This is a genomic window from Paenibacillus sp. J22R232 (assembly GCF_056269165.1).
Genome location: NZ_JBWDNK010000009.1, coordinates 41,105 through 63,708 on the forward strand (window position 1 = coordinate 41,105; position 22,604 = coordinate 63,708).

Consider the following 22,604-nt stretch of genomic DNA (forward strand, 5'->3'; position numbering starts at 1 on the left):
TCCCTTTTCCAAGCTACATAAAAGCTTGATAAGCTAAGAACGGTATGCGAATAAAAAAAGCTCCGCAATCGCGGAGCTCCCGGCTGTCGAGAAAGCCTCGGCAGTCTTTTTTGCGTCAACCTGCACGAAAACAGGCATGAAGAAGGTCGCCTCCTCCTCGATCGGAAGGCTGAACATCTTTAATCCGGCCAGTCTCATTGCAAACTTTTTCTAAAAAAGAGAACCTCCGCGCTTTGAATAAACGCGGGGTTCCCTTCAATCCGAGGACAGCACGATGCTGTTCTCCCGTCTTCCTATTAGGCTTAAGCCTCGGCAAGGCCGTTCTTCACCCATTGCGCAACCGTTACCGTACGTTTGGCCTGATACTCTACCGCTGCTTTAACGTCTTCGACCATCTTCCCGCCTTGAACGGTCACGCTTGTTCCGTAAGGATTCCCGCCTGCTTCAAAGGTTACGGGACTCGAATAACCTGGCGCAGCCACAATCGCTCCCCAATGATACATGGAAGTATATAAGCCCAGAATCGTCTGCTCTTGGCCGCCATGGGCATTCTGAGCTGAAGTCATGCCGCTTACGACCTTATTGACAAGCTTGCCATTGAACCAAAGTGCGCCTGTGGAGTCGAGAAACTGCTTTACTGGACCTGGAATGCCGCCAAAGCGCGAAGGAATACTGAAAATAATCGCATCGGCCCACTCTAGGTCTTTGTATGTAACCTCTGGAATTTCCTTCGTTTCCGCGATATGCGCCCGCCAAATGGGATTAGCTTGAATAGCGTCCTCGGTTGCCAGCTCCGGTGTCTTCAGAATGCGCACCTCGGCTCCTGCCTCTTCGCCTCCCGCTGCCGCCCACTGCGCCATTTGGTAGTTCGTACCCGTAACACTGTAATAAATAATAGCCAGCTTCACCTTTGACATGCTGAACATCTCCCTCTGTATGCTGAATAATTGGAATTAACGCTGGTATAACGGATAATCGACTTGCGTTGGCACTTGAATCATAATCATTCGAAACGGCTGTTCCCCGTTAACCAACGTGATGGATTCAGCCTGTCCTTCCGCTTCCAATACCGTAAAATCCTTTTGTTTAAACAACGCCCTGCTTGTGCCTTCCGGGCTGAAGCTCCATAAGCCGTCGCCTCTAATAGCCAGCGCCGCCGCGGAATAGCCTTCGGGAATCGTAAATGCATATTCGGCTTCAGGCTCCAAGGTTAAATCCCACACATGGACATCCGCAACGAGCTGAACGGGAGCTCCCTCTCCTATAACGGTTTTAATTTGCACACCGCCATTGGTAGTGGAAACCGGAAAATCCTCCGCATTGTATTCACGGTAAGTCGGCGTTCTTTTCACCGCCTCGTTTAAGTTCGGCTCGAACCAAATTTGAAAGATCTCCGCATCGGGTCCGGTAATTTTCTCGCGATGCGATACGCCCGATCCGGTCTGCATGATCTGCGCCCCGCCTGGACCAACCGTGCTCTCCGTACCTAGAGTATCCCCGTGCTCGACCAGCCCGTTCACTACATAGGTCATAATCTCAAAGCCTTTATGCGGATGCAAGCCAATGCTGCCGCCTTCCTTGGCATGTGCCCATGCCCAATAAAACAATGGCCCTACCCCTTTCACCGCTTCCTGCTCCTGAGGGAACCCGATGGGCTTCTGTTCAATGATTCTGCCGTTTTCGAATGAGCCGACTGCCTGCTGCAGCGGCGTATATACATTCACTTTCATCTCATTTCTCCCCTTTCTCGCTTAAAGCCTCTGCATGAAGACCAACCTTCTTCAAGAGCACAATAAGCTGCTCTTTATCCACATTCTCCATTACATTCAATTGACGGCTAATAACGGCGGCATGCTTGGGAAAAATCTCGTCAAACAATGCTTGCCCCTCTTCCGTTAATTTCACGTTTGAGCCCCTTCGGTCCGTTGCGCTTGGTTCACGTCTCACGTAACCCTTCTTCTCCAGCTTATCGATAACGTAGGTAATGCTTCCGCTTGGAATCGAGAATTTCTCGCTTATCTTCTGGATAGGCTGTGGTCCCTTGCTGTACAGCAGCTCCAAAATCATAAAATGCTCTTGGCTTACGCCGTAGCTCTCCATATCCTTGCGTATATTGTCATGCAATGCCTTCGTAGCCTTATGCCAAATCCGGAAAAGTCTGAGGTCAAGCTGGTTTTGCTCATCAGGCTGATACATGGATGTACCTCCCTGCTTTTTATCTTAATTTAATGAATTCTATTATTAGGATACATTTATCCTAATACTAGGATACCACAAAGTCAATAACATTATTCTGATGCCAAGCGTAAACGGCTGTCACCGCCCTCTGTGGATAAAGCAATCGTTTCGCAGATATATAAGCACATTCATATATGAAAACATACGAATGCTTATATATTAAAAAACCGAGACCCTCCTTAAGGAAGGCCCCGGCATTGTGCAGCATTGTGACTACTGTTTCTCTAGCAGGCGCAAAATCAATGTCAGCGCCTCCGCCCGCGTAGCACTCGCGTTCGGATCGAACGTATTGTTTCCTTTTCCTTGTATATATCCGCCTTCAATGGCTGCTGCCGCCTCATTCCTTGCCCATGCCGGGAACTCGGTTGCGTCCGCGAAGGACAATACGGCGTTTTCTTTGACTTCCAGCTTAGCTGCTCGCGCGATAATAACCGCCAGCTCCGCTCGTGTAATCTCATTGCCCGCACGGAAGGTTTGGTCGTCATATCCGCCGATCAATCCTGCTTTGACCGCTCTAGCAATATGCTCCTGCGCCCATTTCGGCAATTCCTGTTTGTCATTGAAATTCGTCGCTTCCTTGCTGGCTTCCAGCTTTAGTGCGCGACTGATCATAACCGCAAATTCAGCACGGTTGATGACGGCATTCGGATGGAACTTGCCATCCTCGTAGCCTTTAGCGATTCCGAGTCCAATCGCTTTTTCAATAGCGACTTGAGCCCAGTGCCCTTGGATATCTTTCAACTCGGTCACGACTGGCTCAATCAGTTCTTCATCGGTTTCCTCCTCTTTTTTCGGAGGAAGCACATCGGAGCCGTCATAAGCTCTGATGCTTGACTCATCGAATTTGATATGGATGTCGTACTCATGATGGTATGACATTTCGGGCCAGTCGATTTTCACCCAGCCGCTCGTTACTTGCGACAGGTCCGATACGGGGAAGGATACCACTCTCGTGTTCTGCTCCACATTTCTGCTGACCGTCGAGACGTTAGCACCGTTAAATTTTAAGCCTGTTATTTCTTTGTCCTGCATGATTGTCAGGGAGATCGTTCTGCTGCTTCCAGCTACGCTTAACTTGGCATTCGGATTAATGTAGCCTTGCATGACCGAATCCTGTTCCGTTCCGAATTTCAAGATCCGAACATTGATGCTGTATTGGCCATTAGCCAATCCTCCGGCAGGAGGATTAGTATTCGGGTCAGGAACCGTAACGTTAATTTCAGCTGCTTTGAATGCAACGACCGCTGCCAGAAGCACCGTACGTGCTGCATCCGATTGCTCCTGCGTACCTGCTGTGCTTACCGTTTCAGCGCTAGCCGTCAGGATCGCGCTTTGCAGCGTGTTTTTCGCAGCTTCAGGATATTCGCCTTTCTTGGTACCTACTACCGCATCTTTGTGAACCGCTGTCGCTTGCGTAATGGCTAATGCCAAATCCGAATTATTCACATTATTGAAATTCAAGCGAATATCATGCGTTCTGTCATAGTTTTGAGCTGGAACGACTGTGCGTACTTGCGCGCTTGCAAGTGCCGACAGATCATCAACCTTGAACGTCACGACACGGGTATTCGCATTCTGGTCTTCGCTGACAACCGTTGTTTCCGCGAAAGCTCCGCTTGTTTTGACGCGGAATGCTTGAACCGTTGCGCTATCCTTTACCGTTAGCGTTACAAACGTAGAGCCTGATTCAATCGTTACGAGCGCCGGCTTCGCAAAGTAGCTATCCATGGTTGAGAATTGCTCTTTATCCGCATGAATAGCGGAGAAGTAAAGTACGGTGGACGCCGTTTCTTTGAATGCGGCAAGCGCAGCTTGCAGATCGGATTTCTCGCCTGCAATTTGCTGCCTCGTAGCAGCAAGATTGCGCGAAGTTTGCTCAGCCGATTGAATCGCGGCCTGCAGTTCGGCTTTGGCGTCAGCGTATTGCTGCTCTTCGCCTATAACGGCTGCGGCTGTATCATGCAGCTTCTGGGCATCAACGGCAGCCTGCTTAAGCTCGTCAAGCCATGCTGCGTTATAGCTGATATACGCTTCTTTCGTCGCGTCTCCCGATTTATATCTTACAAATGAAAGTCCTACCCAGACGTCATCGCCGGCAAGCATATTGCGCGAGATGACTTGATAAACCTTTTTATCCTCAGTAGAGCTTTTGCTTATTAAAAGTGCTTTATCTCTATTTCTTGTGAACAATAATCCATCCGTGGTCATACCGCCATTTTCCAATGCAAAGGATTGAACGACCTCGGAAATGGCTGATCCGTTAAACGTGAGGTTGACACTAGTACGGTTCTGCAAGCCTTGATTCGTAATCAGAACCGCTGTTTTTCCGATCTCATCTGCAAGATTCGACTCGACCTCAGTCGGAGCCAATGAATCCAATACATAGATTTTCGTAGGTGCTGACGCTACATACTGCCAGGTTGGAAAATCGACGTAGGCATAATTTATTTGGTTAACCGCTGCATCGACTGCCGCTTGCGTTGCTTTTTCATCGTTTAAGACAGCTTTAGCAATATTAATTTGATCAATAAAATTACTTTTCGAATTCTTTGCATACTCACCTGGCGTAATCGCAGAATAGAAAGCGCCTGGATTGCCTTCTGCTGTACCTAATTCCACCGAGGACGATGCTATTTCTTCCGATAGCGTAATCAGAAGGCTAAGGCCTGATTTATCCGCGGATAATAATAAGGATTTATAAAAGCTTAATGCTGCTTGAAGCTTCGTGTGAATGGCTTGGTAAAGGGTCGTATCCGAACCTGCAGCATCTCTTTCGCTTTCTGCAAGCAGGATACTGTCATAGAATGGCGTTTTGGAGCCAACCGGATAATCACCGAAGGACGTTCCTTCGTATGTACTTTCATAGACGGAGCGTGAGACCGAGATCAATTCATTTACATGCTCAAGGGTAATCGGCTGTTCCGAGCCGCCTCCGTTATTTTCACCGTTATCACCGCCCCCGGGTTGCTGGGGAAGCGTGCTTGTATTTAGACGCAATTGTACATTATACCAGTGGTTATACGTAAATCCGGGAATATCCTTAACCTCTACGTGCATGAGAATATCTTGTTTCTTGAATACGTCTTCAATATCGACTTGAACAATCCAATTCCCGGTTCCGTTATTCGCTTGGCGATACACGGCAGGCTGATAACCGTCTTGGCCATCAACTGCGTATCCGGAACCAACTGACGTTATGACTGCTTTGCTGCTTCCAACCTTGCGTGATCCTAGATAATGAAAGTAAGCGTAACTCTTGTTCGTAATTTCATGCTCGAACTTGGCTTTGCCGTCTTGAATAATGAGCTTGCCGGCGCTGCCTGTCTGCATGAAGCCGTCGGCAGCCGAGGCTGTCTCCATATTATCTTTCCAGTAGCTGTAGTTTATTGCATATTCACCGTCTGGAACCTTTGTTTCCTGCGGCTCCGCGGCATTGCTGATTTGAAATGACATGAGCAATAGTCCCAACGCAAGCAGCATGGATAATGACCGTTTAAACCTGTTTTTCAACTTGATACACTCCCTCTTCGCTTCCTGCTTCTGATCAAACAAACGGGATGAGAAGCGGCTGATTAGATCAAGCCGCTTCTCATCCTTATCGTTCAAGCTATCAGGTCGCTATTCTAATTTGTATTACAGCCAGTCAATTTGCAGGTTGAATGTTGCATCGTGTACATCCTCGATGTATACACGAAGCTCAACCGGAATGTTGGTAACCACGTCAGCTACCGGGAATGTGAATGTTGTGTTTCCGCCAACGACCGCTCTTGTTGCAAACACGCCGTTCACTTTAAGCGATGGGAAATAGTCGCCTGTAAGCGTAATGGTTGCCGTAGAACCCGTTACGTCGGCAGCACCGTTAATAAATGCGCTCGAGTGAGTCGCCGTGAAGGACGTTGCGCTGCCAGCGGAATCTAGGAAGCGATAGCTTTGCGATGCGGCAAAAGCCGGAATAGCCATAACTAGTGCAAATACCAAAGTCAAAAGCATCATAGGAACTAATTTCTTCATCGATTTCATCATTTTCAATACACTCCCTTAGTTTTGAATTCATATTTTCACTGCCGAAAAAGGTTTAATGACATGTAAAACGCTGTTCAGCTAAAGCTAATTCCGACTTCAACCCCCCTCTCTAAAGCGAAGATATGCCCACAGAAGAAGTTATGATGAAGACAATGATAATCATTATCATCTAAGGTGCAAAAAAAATTTCCGTGGCAGGAGCATACTCTTACAGGTGCAAGTCATATGCCTCTTGAAACTATCGTGAACGTGTACATCGCTCGTCGATAGCTTGATTTTATAGTCGATAGCTAAATTATGTCAATCCATTGATTGTCACTATTTATTTTTTAAATAGTTCGACTACGTCTTGCAACATCTTTACTTGCAATAAATAAACAAATATATATTTTAAAAAATATTATTTATATCTCTAATACAAATAATTAATTCTTATTTTTTCTAAATAAAACAGTAATGAATTAACTTTCGAATTAATTGATAACGATTATCATTATTATCCAGCGTTTTTTTGATACTCTTTTTTCGGGAATATGCCTTCCAAGCTGCAAGGACTTCTTCGGTATTTAACCCGTACTTCCACTGTTCAACTAAAAAAAGCTCCCGATTCATGAATCGGGAGCCACTCGACTAGCAGCATGGTTCTCAGTTAATGATCTTCTCCATGCCACAATTGACGGAATGTATCGCTAGCAGCAAGCAGCTCTTCCGCCGTTCCTTCAGCTTCAACCTCGCCGTCACGCATCACAACAATATGATCGGCCTGCGCCAGCGCTGTTTTCCGATGTGAAACGACAAGACAGGTCGCATCTCCACGCTCACGGAATAGCCTTGACCATAGCTTCTGCTCCGTCTCGACATCGAGCGCGCTCGAAAGATCATCGAATACATATAGCTCGCTATCACGCACAAGCATGCGCGCCGCAGCGGTTCGCTGCGCTTGGCCGCCTGACAGCTTGACGCCTCGGGGTCCAATCACCGTATCCAAACCATTCTGCAGATGGCCAAGATCATCCTCTAACACCGCCGTATGAAGCGCACGTGCTAGCTGCCCTTTCTGATCCGAGGCGCCCAGCAATATATTCTCGCGCAATGTGTCGCTGTACAGCCTCGGTACTTGTGCGGTATAAGCGCTGCGCGGCGGTACAAAGAAAGAACCGGGATCCTGCACCTCGCGCCCGTTCCATCGCACGATACCGGCAGTTTGCGGCAGTAAGCCAAGCAGCGTTCGCACGAGGGTTGTTTTCCCAGATCCAATTGGACCTGTAATGACGGTAAAAGAGCCCCGTTTTAGGCTGATATTAACAGATGCGATCCCCCTGCCCGTCTCAGGATAGGTATACGTCAACCCTTCGGCATCAAGCCGATCCAGCCTTTCGATTATCTCAGGCTCCCGTTTCGCCGTTCCTTCCGCTCTATCACCCTTTAGGTACAAACGGTTATGTGCCGTCAGCACCTGAGCCGGAGCTCCCTGCAATATGCCGGTTAAACGGAGCAGCGCGACAGTCATCTGCTTGAAATAAGTGAGGAATTTGCCAAAGTTCGAAATAAACTGCGTGACGAAGGTCAAATAATAGACGAACAGGGAGAAATCGCCTACCGTGAATTCGCCGCCGCGCATTTTTTGACCGGCAAGCAGCAGAATGAGGCCCGTTCCCAGGTTAACCGAATTGGAAAAGATCGAGTCCAGCACCTCGGTCATCAGTTTATCCTTCAGCATCGTTTTGCGGCGGTTGTCATTGAGCTGCCTGAACCTCGACATCACTCGTTTCTCCGCACCCGCGACCTGAATCGCCTGCACGCTGCCGAACATCTCACTAATGGCACCCGTTACTTTGGCCGTTGACTCACGGCTGTCTGAGCGGTATTTCTGCAGCCTCGTCGTAGCAAGCTGTGCCACGACTACCACGATGACGAGCGGCAAAAACACTAGCAGCGTCATTTGCGCATCGATCCGAATGAGAATGAAACACGATACGGCCGCGAAGCAGGTCATGCCGAATACATCGACGGACCAGCTGACAGCTTCCTCCGACTGGTCCACATCATCCCGGAAATGACTGATGGCCTCGCCCGGCGAGCAAGGGATGGCCCGTGCCCCGGGTTCTTTCAGTATATGCTCCAGCAAATTCCGTCTGAGCAGCATCCCCATGCGGAAACGGAAATTAACATCCGTTATAAACCCGATCAGCACCGCCATGCTGCGGGCAAGCGCTGCCCCAATTAATAATGCGATCAACCCCCAGGTGCTATAGGCCCCCGCCGAATCAATCGTTAGCGAATCGAAAAAAGCCTTCGTAATCAGGCCCGGAAAAATCGGCATTAAATAAATGATCGTCCAGACGAGGGCATTGGTGATATACCAGCCTGGGCGGTAGCAAATCAAACGCCACATGTACGTAAAGGTGCTCATGCCAGCACCTCCTCAAGACCGGCCGCCAGCATTCTGCTGAACGTGGACGTCGGATCTGCGGCCAGCTTTACGCGGGCACCGCTCTCTACGATGCGTCCTTGATCCAGAATGACGATCTGGTCGGCACGCTGTACGGTGGCAAGGCGATGCGCAATAATAATGCATGAGCGGCTGCTGAGCAGCTTCGTAATCGCCTGTTCCATACGGAATTCCGTAAGCGGATCAAGTCTAGACGAAGCCTCATCGAGAATGACGAGACCGGGATTTGTGAGAAAAACTCTTGCAAAAGCGAGCAGCTGAGCCTCACCGGCAGATAGGCTTGCGCCGCCTGAAGCGAGTGGCGTGTCAAGCCCATCCGGCAGCGTGTCATACCAGTTCCAGAGGCCTAGCTCGCGAAGTACGGCAACGATGTCCGAATCCGAGATGCTCTCGTCATAAAAAGTGAGGTTATCCCTGACGGTGCCTTGCAAAATTTCAATGTTTTGCGTGACGAGAGCAACCCTCGATCGCAGCTCGGCAAGCTTGCAATCCCTAATGTCCGTTCCGTTCAGCCTGATGCTGCCCTGCTGCGGGTCATAGAAGCGAAGCAGCAGCCGGGCCAGCGTCGTCTTCCCGCTTCCCGTACGCCCTAGCAAACCAAGCACCTCGCCTGGCTTTACCTGCAAATTCAGCTCCTGCAAAGTTGGAAATTCATCATAGCCGAACGTCACCTCGTTAAGCTCTACCGAAAGCGGGCCTTCCTTCAGCTTCGCTCCAGGTCCATCCGCAATGTTGGGGGCGGTATCGAACAGCTCGCGGATACGAAGCAGGCTGGCATCCGCTTTCTGCAAATCCTCGATTTGGGTACGTATCTTTTCGATCGGCTTTGCCAGCAGCTCCGTATAATAAAAAATCAAATAGACGGTCCCTATGGATATAGCGCCTGCTTTCCACAAAGAGGCACTAATCGCAAACGCCACGGCGTTACCTAAAGCGAACACGATTATCGTCGTAATCCACATCGTCGAGAATCCGAGAAACGCTTTTCTGCGCAAAGGCAGCATCCGCCTCAGCAGTGAATAGAAACGGTTCATAACGAATCCGGTTGCCCCGTTCGCACGCGTATCCTCTGTCCCTTCCAGATGCTCGCCGATATAACCGTAAAATTCAGCATTGATCTGTCGCCACTTTGCCCATACAGGCACCGCAAACTTACGGATCCATTGAATGACAGTCATTGCAAAAGCCACAAAAAGCAGCATGCCTAGGCCGATCCATATGTTTTCCCGAAATAACAATACGATAATGCCGATCATTAACAGCAAGTTGCCTGCCAGATGAATAAGGAAGCTGGAGAAAAAATTCGCAAGCGCATTGACATCGCCATCGACTCGTTCAATGATTGAGCCTGACGTGTTCGATTTGTGAAACGACATGTCAAGCCGGAGACAATGCTCGGCCAGGTCGCCGCGAAGCTGATTCGTCGCGCGCCATGCCAAGTTCTCGCCCACATACGTTGCGATGACAGACACAATCTGTTGAACAAGCGAGAAGCCAATAAACAGCGCTGCTGCATAATAAAGCGGCTGCAAGGCCTTGTCGGATTGTGCCGTATCTATAAAGTAGCGGATAATCTGCGGATTAACGAGCTGCAGTCCAATAGAGGAGAAAAGCAGCAGCGTAAGGCCCGCGAGCGCCTTTTTCTGTGGAAGCAAATAGCGGCTCAGCATCATCCGATAATGGCCGAATGCATTCCTATTATTTTTCTTGCTCATATTGCTCCCCTTTCACGCTGTTGAGCGATGCCCATTTTTCAAGGATATGGATACGGCGTCTTCAAACCAATTTTACCATAGATACTAGTGGCGGGAATGAATGGCTGGACCAAAAATAAGACATTGACCCTATTATACAGCATATGGTAATCTCTTATTGAACATTGTTCAAATAAAGGAGCTGTCCACCCATGTCACCACGAAAAGCAGTCGATCAAGAGCTTAGCAAAGAGCGTATATTGGAAACGGCTAGAGAGCAGTTTTCTCAGCTAGGCTATCGCGATGTGTCCATGCGCGCAATTGCAAAGGCGCTAGGCTACTCGCCCGGGTCGCTTTATTACCATTTTCGCGAAAAAGCTGATTTATTCAGTGCGATGACAACGTCAGATTTCGATCGGCTGAACGAACTGCTCCAAGACACGATGAACCAAACCCCCTCTCCCGGTGTTGGTCAGCTGCGCATGATATTTATGCAGTTTATTCGGTTTGGCCTCGACAACAAGCGCTCATTCGAGCTGATGTTCCTCATCCAGCAGCCAGAGCTTGAATGCTATACCATGAAGCCCAAAATGGCCAGCTATGAGAAATTTTCTAAAGCGGTAAAAGGATGCTTGCAAAACATCAATCCGGAACATGTTCTCAATGATGATATGGTCTGGGTACTCTTTCTCTCCCTCCACGGCTTTGTCAGCTTCTTTATCTCCAGTTCGCAAACCTTCGAGGAAGTATACGAACTTGCTACCCTTCATGTGCAATTGCTTCTGCGCGGACTGCAATAATTTTTTCGGAATTTTATTGAACACCAATCAATTAACGAAAGAGTGATGATGTTGATGAAAAAATGGAATCGCATACTCGTGTTTTCCCTTGCCTTTGCCATAGCTGGCTATGCCGCCGTCCAGTATGGCTCATTCAAAGCCAGCGATGCCGGCCTCGTCGCCGCAAAGCTGCAAGAGCCTGATTTTCAGCTTAAGCCTTGGGTTTACGTATTGTACGTCCACATCGTAACTGCCATATTGGCGCTCGTTATTGGCCCTTTTCAAATTTTCCAGAAGAAATCAAAGCCTCGGGGAACCCTGCACAAACAGCTCGGCTATGTTTATGTGCTCTCGATCGAGCTAAGCGGCATTGTCGGCATTTATTTGTCTTTTTACGCAACAGGCGGCCTTATTTCGGGTCTAGGCTTCTTTACGCTGGATATCCTTTGGCTGGCCACAACGTGGATGGGCTTGCGCAAAATAATGGCAGGAGATTTAAAGTCACATAAAGAATGGATGCTCCGCAGCTATGCGCTTACGTTTGCGGGGGTTACTCTGCGCATATGGCTCGCGCCACTCGTTATGCTTTTTGGTGATTTCGAAGCCGGCTATCACGCTGTCGCCTGGCTTTGCTGGGTGCCTAATTTGATTATTATGGAAGCGATTATCCGCAGAAAGACTCCCAAAGCGCCACTTCGCGTCCACGACAGCCAATCCCATCCGAATCTATGATAAACTAATAGGTAAACGATATGATTCGCGAGGAGATTAATGATGATCAAGCTCGTATCTTGGAACGTAAACGGTTTGAGAGCATGCGTAACCAAAGGTTTTTATGATTATTTTAAAGAAACGGACGCAGATATTTTCTGTCTTCAGGAAACGAAGCTTCAAGAAGGCCAGATTGCCATGGAGCTAGGCGAAGAGTATGACCAGTTTTGGAATTATGCAGAGAAGAAGGGCTACTCCGGCACGGCTGTGTTTACCAGAATCAAGCCTCTCTCCGTTCATTACGGCATTGAGGAGAACGCCGAGCCCGAGGGACGCGTCATTACGCTTGAATTCGAAGGCTTTTATTTGGTTACGGTTTATACGCCTAATGCGAAACGCGACTTAACAAGATTGGACTACAGGATGGAATGGGAAGACCGGTTCCGCAGCTATTTGCTGCAGCTGGATACGGTGAAGCCCGTAATCGTGTGTGGAGATCTCAATGTCGCGCATCAAGAAATCGACCTGAAGCATCCGAAGCCCAATCTTGGTAACTCCGGCTTCACCCTTGAGGAGCGCGGCAAAATGACCGATCTGCTCCAATCCGGATTTCTGGATACGTTCAGGCATCTCTATCCGGACCGCGCGGATGTGTACAGCTGGTGGTCATACATGCCTAAGGTGCGGGAGCGGAACGTAGGGTGGCGAATTGACTACTTCCTAGCCTCCGAAAGACTTCAGCCGTTACTCATCGATGCGCAGATCGACTGCCATATCATGGGCAGCGACCATTGCCCGGTGCTCCTCACCCTCGGGGACTTATAAGATATAAGACTTATTGGACTTATAGCCGCTTCCATTTCACATGTCAAATAAGCGTTTATCCTGCACAAGTACAGGATAAACGCTTATTCTTTCCTCGCCAATGACGGAATTTACTGATTCCAAAAAAAGCTTAAGCCCCTTCAGACGCTTGAAAGAAAAGCTCGTTCGCACCAATCAAGTCGGCTGCGTTTCCGTTAACCATTCCCGCTCACGCAATATAGCCAGCGCTTTTTGCATTTTGTCGATGTATGCGGGCTCTCGGCCCGAGCACATCAATTGAACATCCCCATTACCCCCGCCGCTCGCGATGCCGTAACGGCTTAGCAGTGCGGAAAGCCGCTTCACCGTGCCCACATTGCCATCAACGATCGCTATATGCGCAGGCAGCAATTTCCTTAGAATATCTTTATAGAAAGGATAATGCGTACAGCCAAGTACGATAATGCCGTATTGATCCAAATCATAGTCCGCAAGCTTGGCAAGGAAATAGTCATTCATAATCGATTGATCGAATTGCAGCGCCTCGCAGTAATGCACGAGCTCCGGCAGCGGCAGCGAATCGACGATCCCGTATTCATCCACGCGGGATACGAGTGCGTAATACTTAGGCAGCTGCAGGGTTAGCGGCGTAGCGAATACGAGTACTCTTTTGCCAGTTGCAAGGTTCATCTCTACTGCTGGCTTAACTGCCGGCTCCATGCCAACAATGGGAAGCGAATACCGATCTCTCAAATCATTAATAGCTATGCTGGTAGCCGTGTTGCAGGCTACTACCAAAGCGTCTATGCCTTCGTTCATCATCAAACCGACCGAATCGAGAATATACGCCCTAACATCCTCTTCGGCCTTCGTACCGTAGGGAACGTGCAGCGTGTCCGCCATATACAGAAAATCCTTGTCAGGAAGCCTATGGAGCGCTTCCGCCAGCACGGTAAGCCCGCCAATTCCCGAGTCAAAAAAACCAATTCGCATGTCTCATCGATTCCTTACGTTATATTGGAATAGAATAATTAATTGTCGCTATATCCATATTAACTCATTGCTACCCGCCATTAAAGCTTAACCTTTCTCATAAATGAAAAACGTCCCTGTCCGTATGGACAAGAGACGTCTGATTCACTGCTAAGGCGCCCGCTTTGGCAGCAAGCGGACATAATCGTCAGATAATTTCATGAGCTCTAGGATATAATCGTAATCCGCGCGGTATTGACTGAAATCGGAAACGGGTTGTTTCGTTCTTATGTCGATTGCCTTCCCATCCTCGAAGCCCTTGCCTGGCACGAACAGGATGTCATTATTGAAAAACGAACCCGTAGGGAGATAATACCTCATTCCGATCACATTGCTCGTCATATTGAGCAAGTCATGCCCGAAAGCCGTATATGCCTCATCTTTAAGCGAAACGCCTAGCAGGTTGGCTAGGGTAGGCATAATATCCACTTGGCCGCCTACTTGATCCATCACCTTCCCGCCAGCCCCCGGCACATGGACGAATAACGGAATGTTAAACCGGTCCAAATCTCCGTCATAAGTTATGCCAAGCTGCTCGCTGACCCAGGCAGGATCATTGTCCTTTTTCTGAAGGCCGTAATGGTCGCCGTAGGCTACCAATATCGTGTTTTCCCACAAGCCGCTCGCCTTTAGGCCATTGATAAACTGGCCCAATGCATAATCGGTATAGTTTAGCGCCGTTAAATAATCACCGAGCTGGGTATCTTTCAAGTTGTCCGGCATGCTTATTTTCTGCTTATCGTCTGGTACCTTGAACGGATGATGGCTGGATGTCGTTACAAATTGTGCGTAAAAGGACTTGTTTTGTCCCTTCATCTCTTGCAGCTTGCTCAAACCTACCTTATACAGCTCTTCATCGGAAGCGCCGAAGGAATTAAAGTGATCATTCTCAAAAGATGGCTTATCATAGTATTTCGCAAATCCCAGCGCAGGATACATACGGTTGCGATCCCAAAATGTCACGTCGTTTATATGGAACGTGTTCGTCTCGTACCCCTTCTCGCCCAGCAGCCTTGGAAGGCTCGGAAGCACTCGGTCTCCGTAGCCCGTTGACATCGCAATGACGCCGGTTGGGTATATCGAAGTGTTCGACAAAAACTCGGCGTCCGAGGTGTTCCCCTGTCCGATTTGCTGGAAGAAATGAGGAAAATAGAAACTTTCTTTCGCGAGCTCATTCAGAACCGGAGTAATCGGCTTTCCGGCAACGGATAGATTGATCGCGAAGTTTTGGAAAGCCTCCATCTGAATGACGATGACGTTTTTGCCTTTGGCAAACCCGAAGAAATTAGGCGTTCCCGCCTCAACGGATTGACCGATTTGGTCAAAATAATCCGCCTGAAGCGCCTCGGCGCTAGCCGACGTCTCTTCTACGCTGCCGCTCCGCAGTGCCGCCTGCTCCTTGTTCTCCTTGATCGCAGCGGCAACCTGATAATCCAGAAAGCCGAGGCTTTCTGCCTGGACGATCTCATTCGGAATGGAGCTGCCTGTCCAAATGTATCCGCCTGATACGGTAACACATAGCAGCGCAGCAATTCCGGCATACATGGGCTTTGCAATCCGTTTGCGCCCTTCCAAGAGAGGACCGTTCATGCGATTCCAGATGGCGATGACAGCAAGAACGATCACGTCAACAAAAAAGAGATAAAACGAAGGCTGCATAATCGATCCGACGCTTGTCCTGACCTGCAGCACTTGATCCAGCCCATGCAGCGCGGTGTACGTCGGAACCGTCCCGTAGTAGCTGAAATAAACCGTTGAAGCAAATAAGAGAAGCGAGATAATGCCATTCACGATACCAAAGACAGCCGCCTTCCATTTGGCAGAAGTCATAAGTTCAACGATGAATAGCAGCGCCAATACAGCTGATGCATCCGCCAGAAGACGGTCTGCTTGGATACCTTGAAATATAAAATGCCTGAACAGCAGCATTTTGAGCATGATCATGATGAAAATAACGACAAACGGTGATCGGCCGTAACGTTTCGAGAATAGTAACAAGCCCTTTCACTCCTTAATTGTACATGCCTAACGTAAATAGAAAAAACCGTCATGGCATGACGGCTACTCTAAACATTAATGTTAAGGGAATATGAAGGCAAATGCAACGGTCAAAAAAATGAAACCGAGGAAGCTTTCTCGCCATTCATATATCCGGATTCGAACGCAGAAACCTCGAATATGGAATCAACGATGATTGGCAATTGGTCCCTTAATGAGCTTGCGCCAAAAACGGAACGCGCATGGACACCCTTTTCCCCGAATACCTCATGCATAACGTCGGAAAAGCCATTCAGCACTTTATGATGCTCATCGAACTGCGGATCGGCATTCACGAAGCCTTGCGCCTTCACAACCTGCCTCACCTGGCTCAGGCTTACCACAGCGCTTTTCACTACGGCAAGAACTTCGATGGCCACCTCTCGTGCAAACAGATAGCCCTCTTCCGTCGTGAAATCACTGCCAAGCTTGCCACGTACCTTCGAAGATGGCCCTTTCCCGGAAACAAATAGAAGTCCTCCGGAGAATACATAGTTCGCATAACTGGCTGCCGGCCCGCTAGCCTCCGGCAACACGATTCCTAACACCGTTAATCTTTCTTCTACACGATCATGGATAGTTGTCATAGCGTCCCTGCTTTCTACAAGCTTATCGTGGATTGCTGTCCCTATGAACAAAGCATATACTATTATTGACCCCTGCTATAGTGACAGTTATTCATGATTTTAAAGGGTCAGATTGAGTGGCAATCACCTATGGAATTAATATTTGCAAGGCTAGAGGGCACCCCGTTGTACTTATCTCTTTATCTGCACATTCGCGCGCTTATCCAAGAGGGTTCGCTCAGAGACGGAGAAAAGCTGCCTTCCATCCGCATGCTGCGTGAACAAACCAAGCTAAGCAAAACAACGATTGAAACGGCTTACCATATGCTCCTTGAAGAGGGTTACGTTCACAGCAGGGCACGCGCCGGATTATACGTTGTCCAGCCGAATGAAGCTTTAGCAATGAAGGGCACCCACTCCAACCCGCTTGAGCACCGGCAATCCATGATGCATCGCCATGCAAGCCCGGCTCCTCAGCGAAATGAACGCGTCATCGACTTCAGTTTGCTTGCGATAGATGCGGCCTCCTTTCCGATTCGCCCCTGGAAAGCCATGCTTCACGAGGCGCTTGCCATCCATTACAGCGCTGCCCATCAATATGGCGACCCAAGCGGCGAGCTTGGTTTGCGTCTGCAATTGGCCAGCTATTTGAAACGGGCAAGAGGCGTTAACTGCAATCCAGAGCAATTATTAATCGGATCAGGCTTGTCTTACAGCATTCACATACTCTCCAAGCTGCTGGATGGCAAGCATGCGGTTGGGATAGAAGCAGGAGGTTTTGCGCAGGTAAGCCGTATTTTTGAGCAGCACGGTTTCCGTGTTATCCCGGTTTCTTTCGACTGTATGGATCATCTCGTTACCGAGCTCACTGCCAACGCTATTCAAGCGCTATACGTGACACCCTCTCATCGTCCATCAGCTAAACCACTGCCCTATGCAGCAAGAAAGCAGCTGCTTCGCTGGGCAGCGGACAACAGCACGTACCTCATCGAGGATGATTACGACGGAGATTTCCGTTATACCGGAAAAACCCTTCCGTCGCTTCAAAGCTTGGACGAGCACGGCTCCGTAATCTACGTCGGAACGTACTCCAAAGCCTTCACGCCTGCCCTGCGCATGAACTATACGGTTGTGCCGCCACAGCTGTACGCAAAGCTTAAGACGATTGAATATGCCCTGGCAAGCCCATCGCGGATCGATCAATGGGCCATGCAGCTGTTCATGGAACGCGGGCATTGGTACCGACATGTTCGCAGAATGCGCAACCTTTACCGGAGAAAGCATGCCAAGCTTTTAGCTTATTTGCGCTGTTATCTGCCACAATCGCTCAAAGTTAGCAAGGAGGCTGCTGGACTTTATGTTGAGATAACAGTCAACGCCGCTGTCAGCGAAGACGATTTAGTTAGACTGGCGGCAAACGAGGATGTTATCGTATATGGACCACAGAATCTCTCTCGTCCCATTAACCGTGAAGGCGTAACGATTTACCTTGGCTTCGGCGGTTTATCCGACCATGAGATGGAGCAAGGCGTTCAACTGCTGGCTCGTGCTTGGAGCAATGTTTTTGCTCATCAAATGGATGATTAGAAGGAGGCATTATTCTGAAAAACAATCATTTCCTCACCGATCTTGACGGGACGCTGCTGCATTCCGATGCGTCACTGTCCGCATATACGGTTGAAAGCATTGTTCGTGCTATGGAGGAAGGAGCCGTTATCAGCTACGCGACGGCGAGGAGCCACATCAGCTCTCACAAAATCGTCTCCGTTATCCCTTGGAAGCACCCAATCGTCTTGTACAACGGTGCCGTCATTTACGAGCCTCTCTCTATGAAAGTCATCGGCGGTCATTGGCTGGATAACGCAACCGTGAATGAAATCATCCAAATCGGAAGATCGTTTGCCATACTTCCTTATTTATTCGCATTGGATAAGGATGACCAAGAGCGCGTGCTGCATGAGAGGCTTGTCCGCAGCGGCGACCTCGCCTTCTTCGCGAGCCGCCCTAACGATCCGCGCTTCGGAGAGCTGTCGGTTCTTGCCTGTCCAGCTTCCTTTAGAGCATTAATGATTACCTACATAGGCTTGCTTCACGAGCTCGAACCGTTAAAGGATGAGGTGAGCCGACGGTTTGGCAGCCATGTCCATATCCATCTAATGAAGGATGCTTACATCGAGAATCATTACTTTCTAGAATTCAGCCACCGCCATGCGAACAAAAAGGAAGGACTCAGGCAATGGGCCGAGCTTGTCGGCTGCAAGCCGGAGGACGTAACCGTGTTCGGAGACAACTTGAACGATCTGGGCATGTTTGAGGCCGCGGGAACAAAGGTTGCTGTTTCGAACGCACACCCCGCTCTCCATGAGCTTGCTACCCATGTGACCCTCAGCAACGATGAAGACGGCGTAGCCGAATATATAAATGCCATCAAGCATAGACAACGCAAAGAGCTGCCCTAAGGTCTTGGACCTTGAGGACAGCTCCCGGCTACCGCTTCTTCTTACTTTTTCGCTACATATTTGCGGATATCGAATGCAACGGCAACGACGATGATCAAGCCTTTGATGATCAGCTGCCAGTTCGGATTGATACCGATATAAGTCAAGCCATAGTTAATGACGGTGAATATGAGCACGCCTGCGATAATGCCTTTCACGCGCCCTACCCCGCCCGTGGTGGACACGCCACCGACTACGCATGCCGCAATTGCGTCAAGCTCGTACATATTACCATAGTTGTTCGATGCCCCGCCCGTACGTGCCGCTTCGAGCACGCCGGCCAAGCCGTAGAGAGCGCCGGCAATCGCATAGATCCACATCAGGTTGCGCGCTACGTTAATTCCGGATACGTGCGCAGCCTGGATGTTGCCGCCGATGGCGTACATGTTTTTCCCAAGACGCGTTTTGTTGAACACGACCCAAACGATAAAAGCGACGAATATCGCGATTAGCACGATGTACGGTATCGAGAACTGGCCACCGCCTATAGAGCCCGTGCCGATTTCCGTAAAATCCTTGCGCAAGCCGCCGATTGGCTGTGAGTTGTTGGGCGGCATATCGAAATAAAGCGAGTTCGCGCCATAGACCGCGACCATCGTACCGAGCGTCGCAATGAAAGGCGGGACGTTAAACTTTGCCACGATTACGCCGTTGAGCAAGCCGACGAGCAGACCCACGATGATTGCGATCGCGATCGGAATGATCAATGAAAGCTGAGGCAGGTTCGGGAAAAATTTGCTGGCATAGTCAGGCATTTGCAGCATGGATGCCGAAACGACAGCGCTGAGGCCGACTACCCGTCCAGCAGACAAATCCGTACCAGCAGTAATGAGTACAAACGCGGCCCCGAGCGCAATGATCGTGCGGGTCGAGGATTGAATCAGCATATCTCTCAGTGTGGTGATGGACAAAAAGTTAGCATCTATGATGGCGATGCCGAGAATCAGTGCCACAAGCACGATCCAGATGGCGTTTTGTGAGAATGCGTGTTTAATTTTCATGCTTTTAGCAGCTTCCATTTGTCTCAACCTCCTTCAAATCCGTTATCTTAGCCTGTCTGTGCAGCTAACCGCATAATGCTTTGCTCCGTGGCGTTGTTGCTTTCGAGAATGCCGGTGGAGCGCCCTTCCGACATAACCATAATGCGGTCGGACATGCCGATCAGCTCCGGCATCTCGGACGAAATCATGATGATGCTTTTTCCTTGCTTAGCAAGCTCAATAATAATGCTGTATATTTCATATTTAGCCCCGATGTCGATGCCCCGCGTAGGTTCATCAAGCAGCAAGATATCAGGGTTCGTCAGCAGCCAGCGTGCCAGAAGCACCTTCTGTTGATTGCCTCCCGAGAGATTACGGATCAATTGATCGACTGACGGCGTCTTCGTCTTGAACTTCTCGACGCCTTTAACGGCTTCATCCCTCATCTTCGCTTCATTCAGGAAGCCAAAACGGTTCTGATACATGCCAAGGTTGGCGATCGCCGTATTCTCCTTCACGGACAAGACCGGGAATATTCCCGTAACGCGGCGTTCTTCCGTCAACAATGCGATTTTGTGCTTCTTCGCATCAATCGGCGATTTGATCGCAATCGGCTTGCCATCCTTATAGATGGAGCCCGATTTCACGGAACGAAGCCCGAACAACGCTTCAACGAGCTCCGTGCGCTGTGCCCCGACAAGACCGCCGATCCCAAGAATTTCACCTTTGCGAAGGTCGAACGATACATCCTTGAACGAATGCGCATGCGGTGAAGTCAGTCCTTCTACCCGCAGCATGACATCGCCCGGAACGTTCGTACGCTCCGGATAACGCTCCGATAGATCGCGTCCAACCATGCGGGTTATAATCGTATCAATGGTCAGCTCGGGAGCCGGCCATGTTCCGATGTATTTGCCGTCGCGCATAATGGTTACGTCATCCGAAATGCGCAATATTTCTTCCATCTTGTGCGAAATGTAAATAATCGAGACGCCGCGTGCGCGCAGCTTATTTATGATTGCAAACAGCTGCTCTACCTCATTGCCCGTAAGCGAGGAGGTCGGCTCATCCATGACTATGATTTTCGAATTGAACGATACCGCTTTGGCAATTTCGAGCGATTGGATTTTGGAAACCGACAATTCGCCGACCAACTGGTTCGGGTCGATCCCCATGTTCAGATCCTCGAACAGCGCCACGGTGTCGCGGTACATCTTTTTATGATCTATGAACCGGAAAGGCGAAATGCCCTTAACCGGGAATCTGCCAAGCCAAATGTTCTCCATCACACTGCGCTGCGGTACGGGATGAAGCTCCTGATGGATCATCGAAACGCCAAAATTTAATGCGTCCTTCGAGTTTTTAATATCAACCTTTTGTTCATCAAGAAAAATTTCGCCGGCATCCGGCTTATAAATACCAAACAAGCATTTCATCAATGTAGATTTGCCTGCGCCATTCTCTCCCATAAGCGCATGAACCGTACCGGGACGCACCTTTAGCGTTACATTGTCCAGTGCCTTGACACCCGGAAACGTCTTCGTAATCCCGTTCATTTCAAGCAAATAAGGATGCTGCTTTGCCATTGTATAGCCTCCTTTTGTCGAACCCGTTTTGCGTAAATGGGCGAAAAAAAACAGGGGCAACGCAAGTGACGTTATTCCCCTGCTCTCGTTCATCCATGTTGTTCCAGCTTATTATTTGCTAGCTTCCGTTACTTTTTTGTAAGGAATCCATACATATTTGCCGTCCGTAATTTCAAAGCCCGTGTTATCTTTCGTTGGCGTTTCGCCTGCAGCCAGTACGCTCATCAACTCAACCGTTGCTTTACCTTGGTTAGCTGCATCGTTCAATACCGTTCCAAGCAGCGTGCCTTCTTTCAGCGCTTGCTGTGCCGGATCCGTAGCATCTACGCCGACAACCGGCATGAATTTATTGTCTTTGAAATAACCCGCAGCCTTAAGCGCCTCGATTGCGCCAAGCGCCATATCGTCATTGTTCGCGATAACTGCTTCGATTTTGTCGCCTTTGGAAGACAGGAATGCAGCCATTTTCTCTTGGCCCTTCACGCGGTCCCACATTGCCGTATCTTCGGCAAGCTTCTCGACCTGAATGCCTGCGTCTTGAATCGCCTGCACGGAGAACTTCGTGCGAAGCTCAGCGTCTTGATGGCCTGGCTCGCCTTTCAGCATCACGTATTGCAGGATGCCATCGCCGTTTTTATCGGCTTCGGGATGAGCTTTCCAGTACTCTGCTACGATCTCGCCTTCCATCGTACCGGACTCTTCCGCTTTCGCTCCTACGAAAAACGCTTTATCCCATTTCGCCAAATCGTCTGCAAGCGGCTCGCGGTTGATGAATACGACCGGAATGTTTGCTTTTTGCGCTTTATCGATAATAATGCCAGCTGCCGTACGGTCGACCGGGTTAACCGACATCGCTTTTACTTTTTTCGTAATGAACAAATCGACTTTATCATTTTGCGTCGGCTGCGAGTTTTGGCTATCTACGATGTCTACTGCCATTTTACCTTCTGCCGCCGTCTCGATGGCATTGCGCACGCCGCTCATGAATGTATCGTCGAATTTATAAATGGCGACGCCTGCTTTGGGCAAGCCGCTAGTGCTTCCCTCTCCGTTGTCGCTACCGCAACCTGCTGCTGTCACTGCCAATGCTCCAATAACGAGCGCTGCTGTCCACTTTTTCATTTTTTATTGACCCCCTGGTGGATGAATTAACTACTGCTTCATTATGTCTCACTTCTCAGGAGATTCACATGTAATATCCTCA

Annotated in this window: 18 protein-coding genes; 5 read left to right on the forward strand and 13 right to left on the reverse strand. The window is 49.3% G+C overall.

Annotated features, from left to right (window positions below; genetic code table 11):
* Positions 1 to 302: 302 nt before the first annotated feature.
* The 7 genes from wrbA to AC0YN3_RS22780 all read right to left on the reverse strand — a co-directional run bounded on the left by wrbA (position 303) and on the right by AC0YN3_RS22780 (position 10,428).
* Positions 303 to 917, reverse strand: coding sequence for an NAD(P)H:quinone oxidoreductase type IV (gene wrbA / locus AC0YN3_RS22750; RefSeq protein WP_475777243.1), 615 nt, complete (start codon positions 915 to 917; stop codon positions 303 to 305).
* 36 nt (positions 918 to 953) lie between these two features.
* The gene (locus tag AC0YN3_RS22755; RefSeq protein ID WP_475777244.1) at positions 954 to 1,730 is read right to left on the reverse strand and encodes a pirin family protein; all 777 of its coding nucleotides are present in this window, start codon (positions 1,728 to 1,730) and stop codon (positions 954 to 956) included.
* A gap of 1 nt (position 1,731) precedes the next feature.
* On the reverse strand, positions 1,732 to 2,196 hold the full coding sequence (locus AC0YN3_RS22760) for a MarR family winged helix-turn-helix transcriptional regulator (protein WP_475777245.1): 465 nt from the start codon (positions 2,194 to 2,196) through the stop codon (positions 1,732 to 1,734).
* Between the two features lie 255 nt (positions 2,197 to 2,451).
* Entirely contained in the window at positions 2,452 to 5,748 is a 3,297-nt protein-coding gene (locus AC0YN3_RS22765) for an NEAT domain-containing protein (protein WP_475777246.1), read from the reverse strand.
* A 123-nt stretch (positions 5,749 to 5,871) separates the two neighbouring features.
* Positions 5,872 to 6,261 carry a hypothetical protein gene (locus AC0YN3_RS22770; protein ID WP_475777247.1) on the reverse strand — a complete coding sequence of 130 codons (390 nt, stop codon included), beginning with the start codon at positions 6,259 to 6,261 and terminating at the stop codon, positions 5,872 to 5,874.
* Between the two features lie 649 nt (positions 6,262 to 6,910).
* A complete protein-coding gene (locus AC0YN3_RS22775; protein ID WP_475777248.1) occupies positions 6,911 to 8,674 on the reverse strand; it encodes an ABC transporter ATP-binding protein in 1,764 nt (587 codons plus the stop codon).
* Positions 8,671 to 10,428: an ABC transporter ATP-binding protein gene (locus tag AC0YN3_RS22780; RefSeq protein ID WP_475777249.1), complete on the reverse strand. Its 1,758-nt coding sequence runs from the start codon at positions 10,426 to 10,428 to the stop codon at positions 8,671 to 8,673. Before AC0YN3_RS22780 ends, AC0YN3_RS22775 begins: the two co-directional genes overlap by 4 nt.
* Before the next feature lie 191 nt (positions 10,429 to 10,619).
* On the opposite strand from AC0YN3_RS22780, the gene AC0YN3_RS22785 reads away from it, so the two are divergent.
* From AC0YN3_RS22785 to AC0YN3_RS22795, 3 genes are read left to right on the forward strand one after another with little or no spacing between them, the layout of a single operon-like run.
* A complete protein-coding gene (locus AC0YN3_RS22785; RefSeq protein WP_475777250.1) occupies positions 10,620 to 11,207 on the forward strand; it encodes a TetR/AcrR family transcriptional regulator in 588 nt (195 codons plus the stop codon).
* A gap of 54 nt (positions 11,208 to 11,261) precedes the next feature.
* Positions 11,262 to 11,918, forward strand: coding sequence for a DUF2306 domain-containing protein (locus tag AC0YN3_RS22790; RefSeq protein ID WP_475777251.1), 657 nt, complete (start codon positions 11,262 to 11,264; stop codon positions 11,916 to 11,918).
* 45 nt (positions 11,919 to 11,963) lie between these two features.
* The gene (locus AC0YN3_RS22795; RefSeq protein ID WP_475777395.1) at positions 11,964 to 12,722 is read left to right on the forward strand and encodes an exodeoxyribonuclease III; all 759 of its coding nucleotides are present in this window, start codon (positions 11,964 to 11,966) and stop codon (positions 12,720 to 12,722) included.
* A gap of 174 nt (positions 12,723 to 12,896) precedes the next feature.
* Here the strand turns inward: AC0YN3_RS22795 and murI are convergent, their stop codons facing one another.
* From murI to AC0YN3_RS22810, 3 genes are all read right to left on the reverse strand, one after another.
* The gene (murI, locus tag AC0YN3_RS22800) at positions 12,897 to 13,694 is read right to left on the reverse strand and encodes a glutamate racemase (RefSeq protein WP_475777252.1); all 798 of its coding nucleotides are present in this window, start codon (positions 13,692 to 13,694) and stop codon (positions 12,897 to 12,899) included.
* Positions 13,695 to 13,844: 150 nt separating this feature from the next.
* Positions 13,845 to 15,731 carry an LTA synthase family protein gene (locus tag AC0YN3_RS22805; protein WP_475777253.1) on the reverse strand — a complete coding sequence of 629 codons (1,887 nt, stop codon included), beginning with the start codon at positions 15,729 to 15,731 and terminating at the stop codon, positions 13,845 to 13,847.
* Between the two features lie 110 nt (positions 15,732 to 15,841).
* Entirely contained in the window at positions 15,842 to 16,357 is a 516-nt protein-coding gene (locus tag AC0YN3_RS22810; protein ID WP_475777254.1) for a RidA family protein, read from the reverse strand.
* Positions 16,358 to 16,486: 129 nt separating this feature from the next.
* Between AC0YN3_RS22810 and pdxR the strand changes: the two genes are divergently transcribed.
* A complete protein-coding gene (gene pdxR, locus AC0YN3_RS22815; protein ID WP_475777255.1) occupies positions 16,487 to 17,923 on the forward strand; it encodes a MocR-like pyridoxine biosynthesis transcription factor PdxR in 1,437 nt (478 codons plus the stop codon).
* Between the two features lie 14 nt (positions 17,924 to 17,937).
* Entirely contained in the window at positions 17,938 to 18,795 is an 858-nt protein-coding gene (locus tag AC0YN3_RS22820; RefSeq protein ID WP_475777396.1) for a Cof-type HAD-IIB family hydrolase, read from the forward strand.
* Positions 18,796 to 18,836: 41 nt separating this feature from the next.
* Here AC0YN3_RS22820 and mglC read toward each other — a convergent pair whose 3' ends face one another.
* The 3 genes from mglC to AC0YN3_RS22835 form a co-directional block, all read right to left on the reverse strand.
* Complete coding sequence (gene mglC, locus AC0YN3_RS22825; protein WP_475777256.1) at positions 18,837 to 19,853, reverse strand: galactose/methyl galactoside ABC transporter permease MglC; 1,017 nt, start codon at positions 19,851 to 19,853, stop codon at positions 18,837 to 18,839.
* Positions 19,854 to 19,882: 29 nt separating this feature from the next.
* Complete coding sequence (locus AC0YN3_RS22830) at positions 19,883 to 21,400, reverse strand: sugar ABC transporter ATP-binding protein (protein WP_475777257.1); 1,518 nt, start codon at positions 21,398 to 21,400, stop codon at positions 19,883 to 19,885.
* A gap of 111 nt (positions 21,401 to 21,511) precedes the next feature.
* Positions 21,512 to 22,522 (reverse strand): galactose ABC transporter substrate-binding protein, encoded by a 1,011-nt coding sequence (locus AC0YN3_RS22835; RefSeq protein WP_475777258.1) that lies wholly within the window; start codon positions 22,520 to 22,522, stop codon positions 21,512 to 21,514.
* Positions 22,523 to 22,604: the final 82 nt, after the last annotated feature.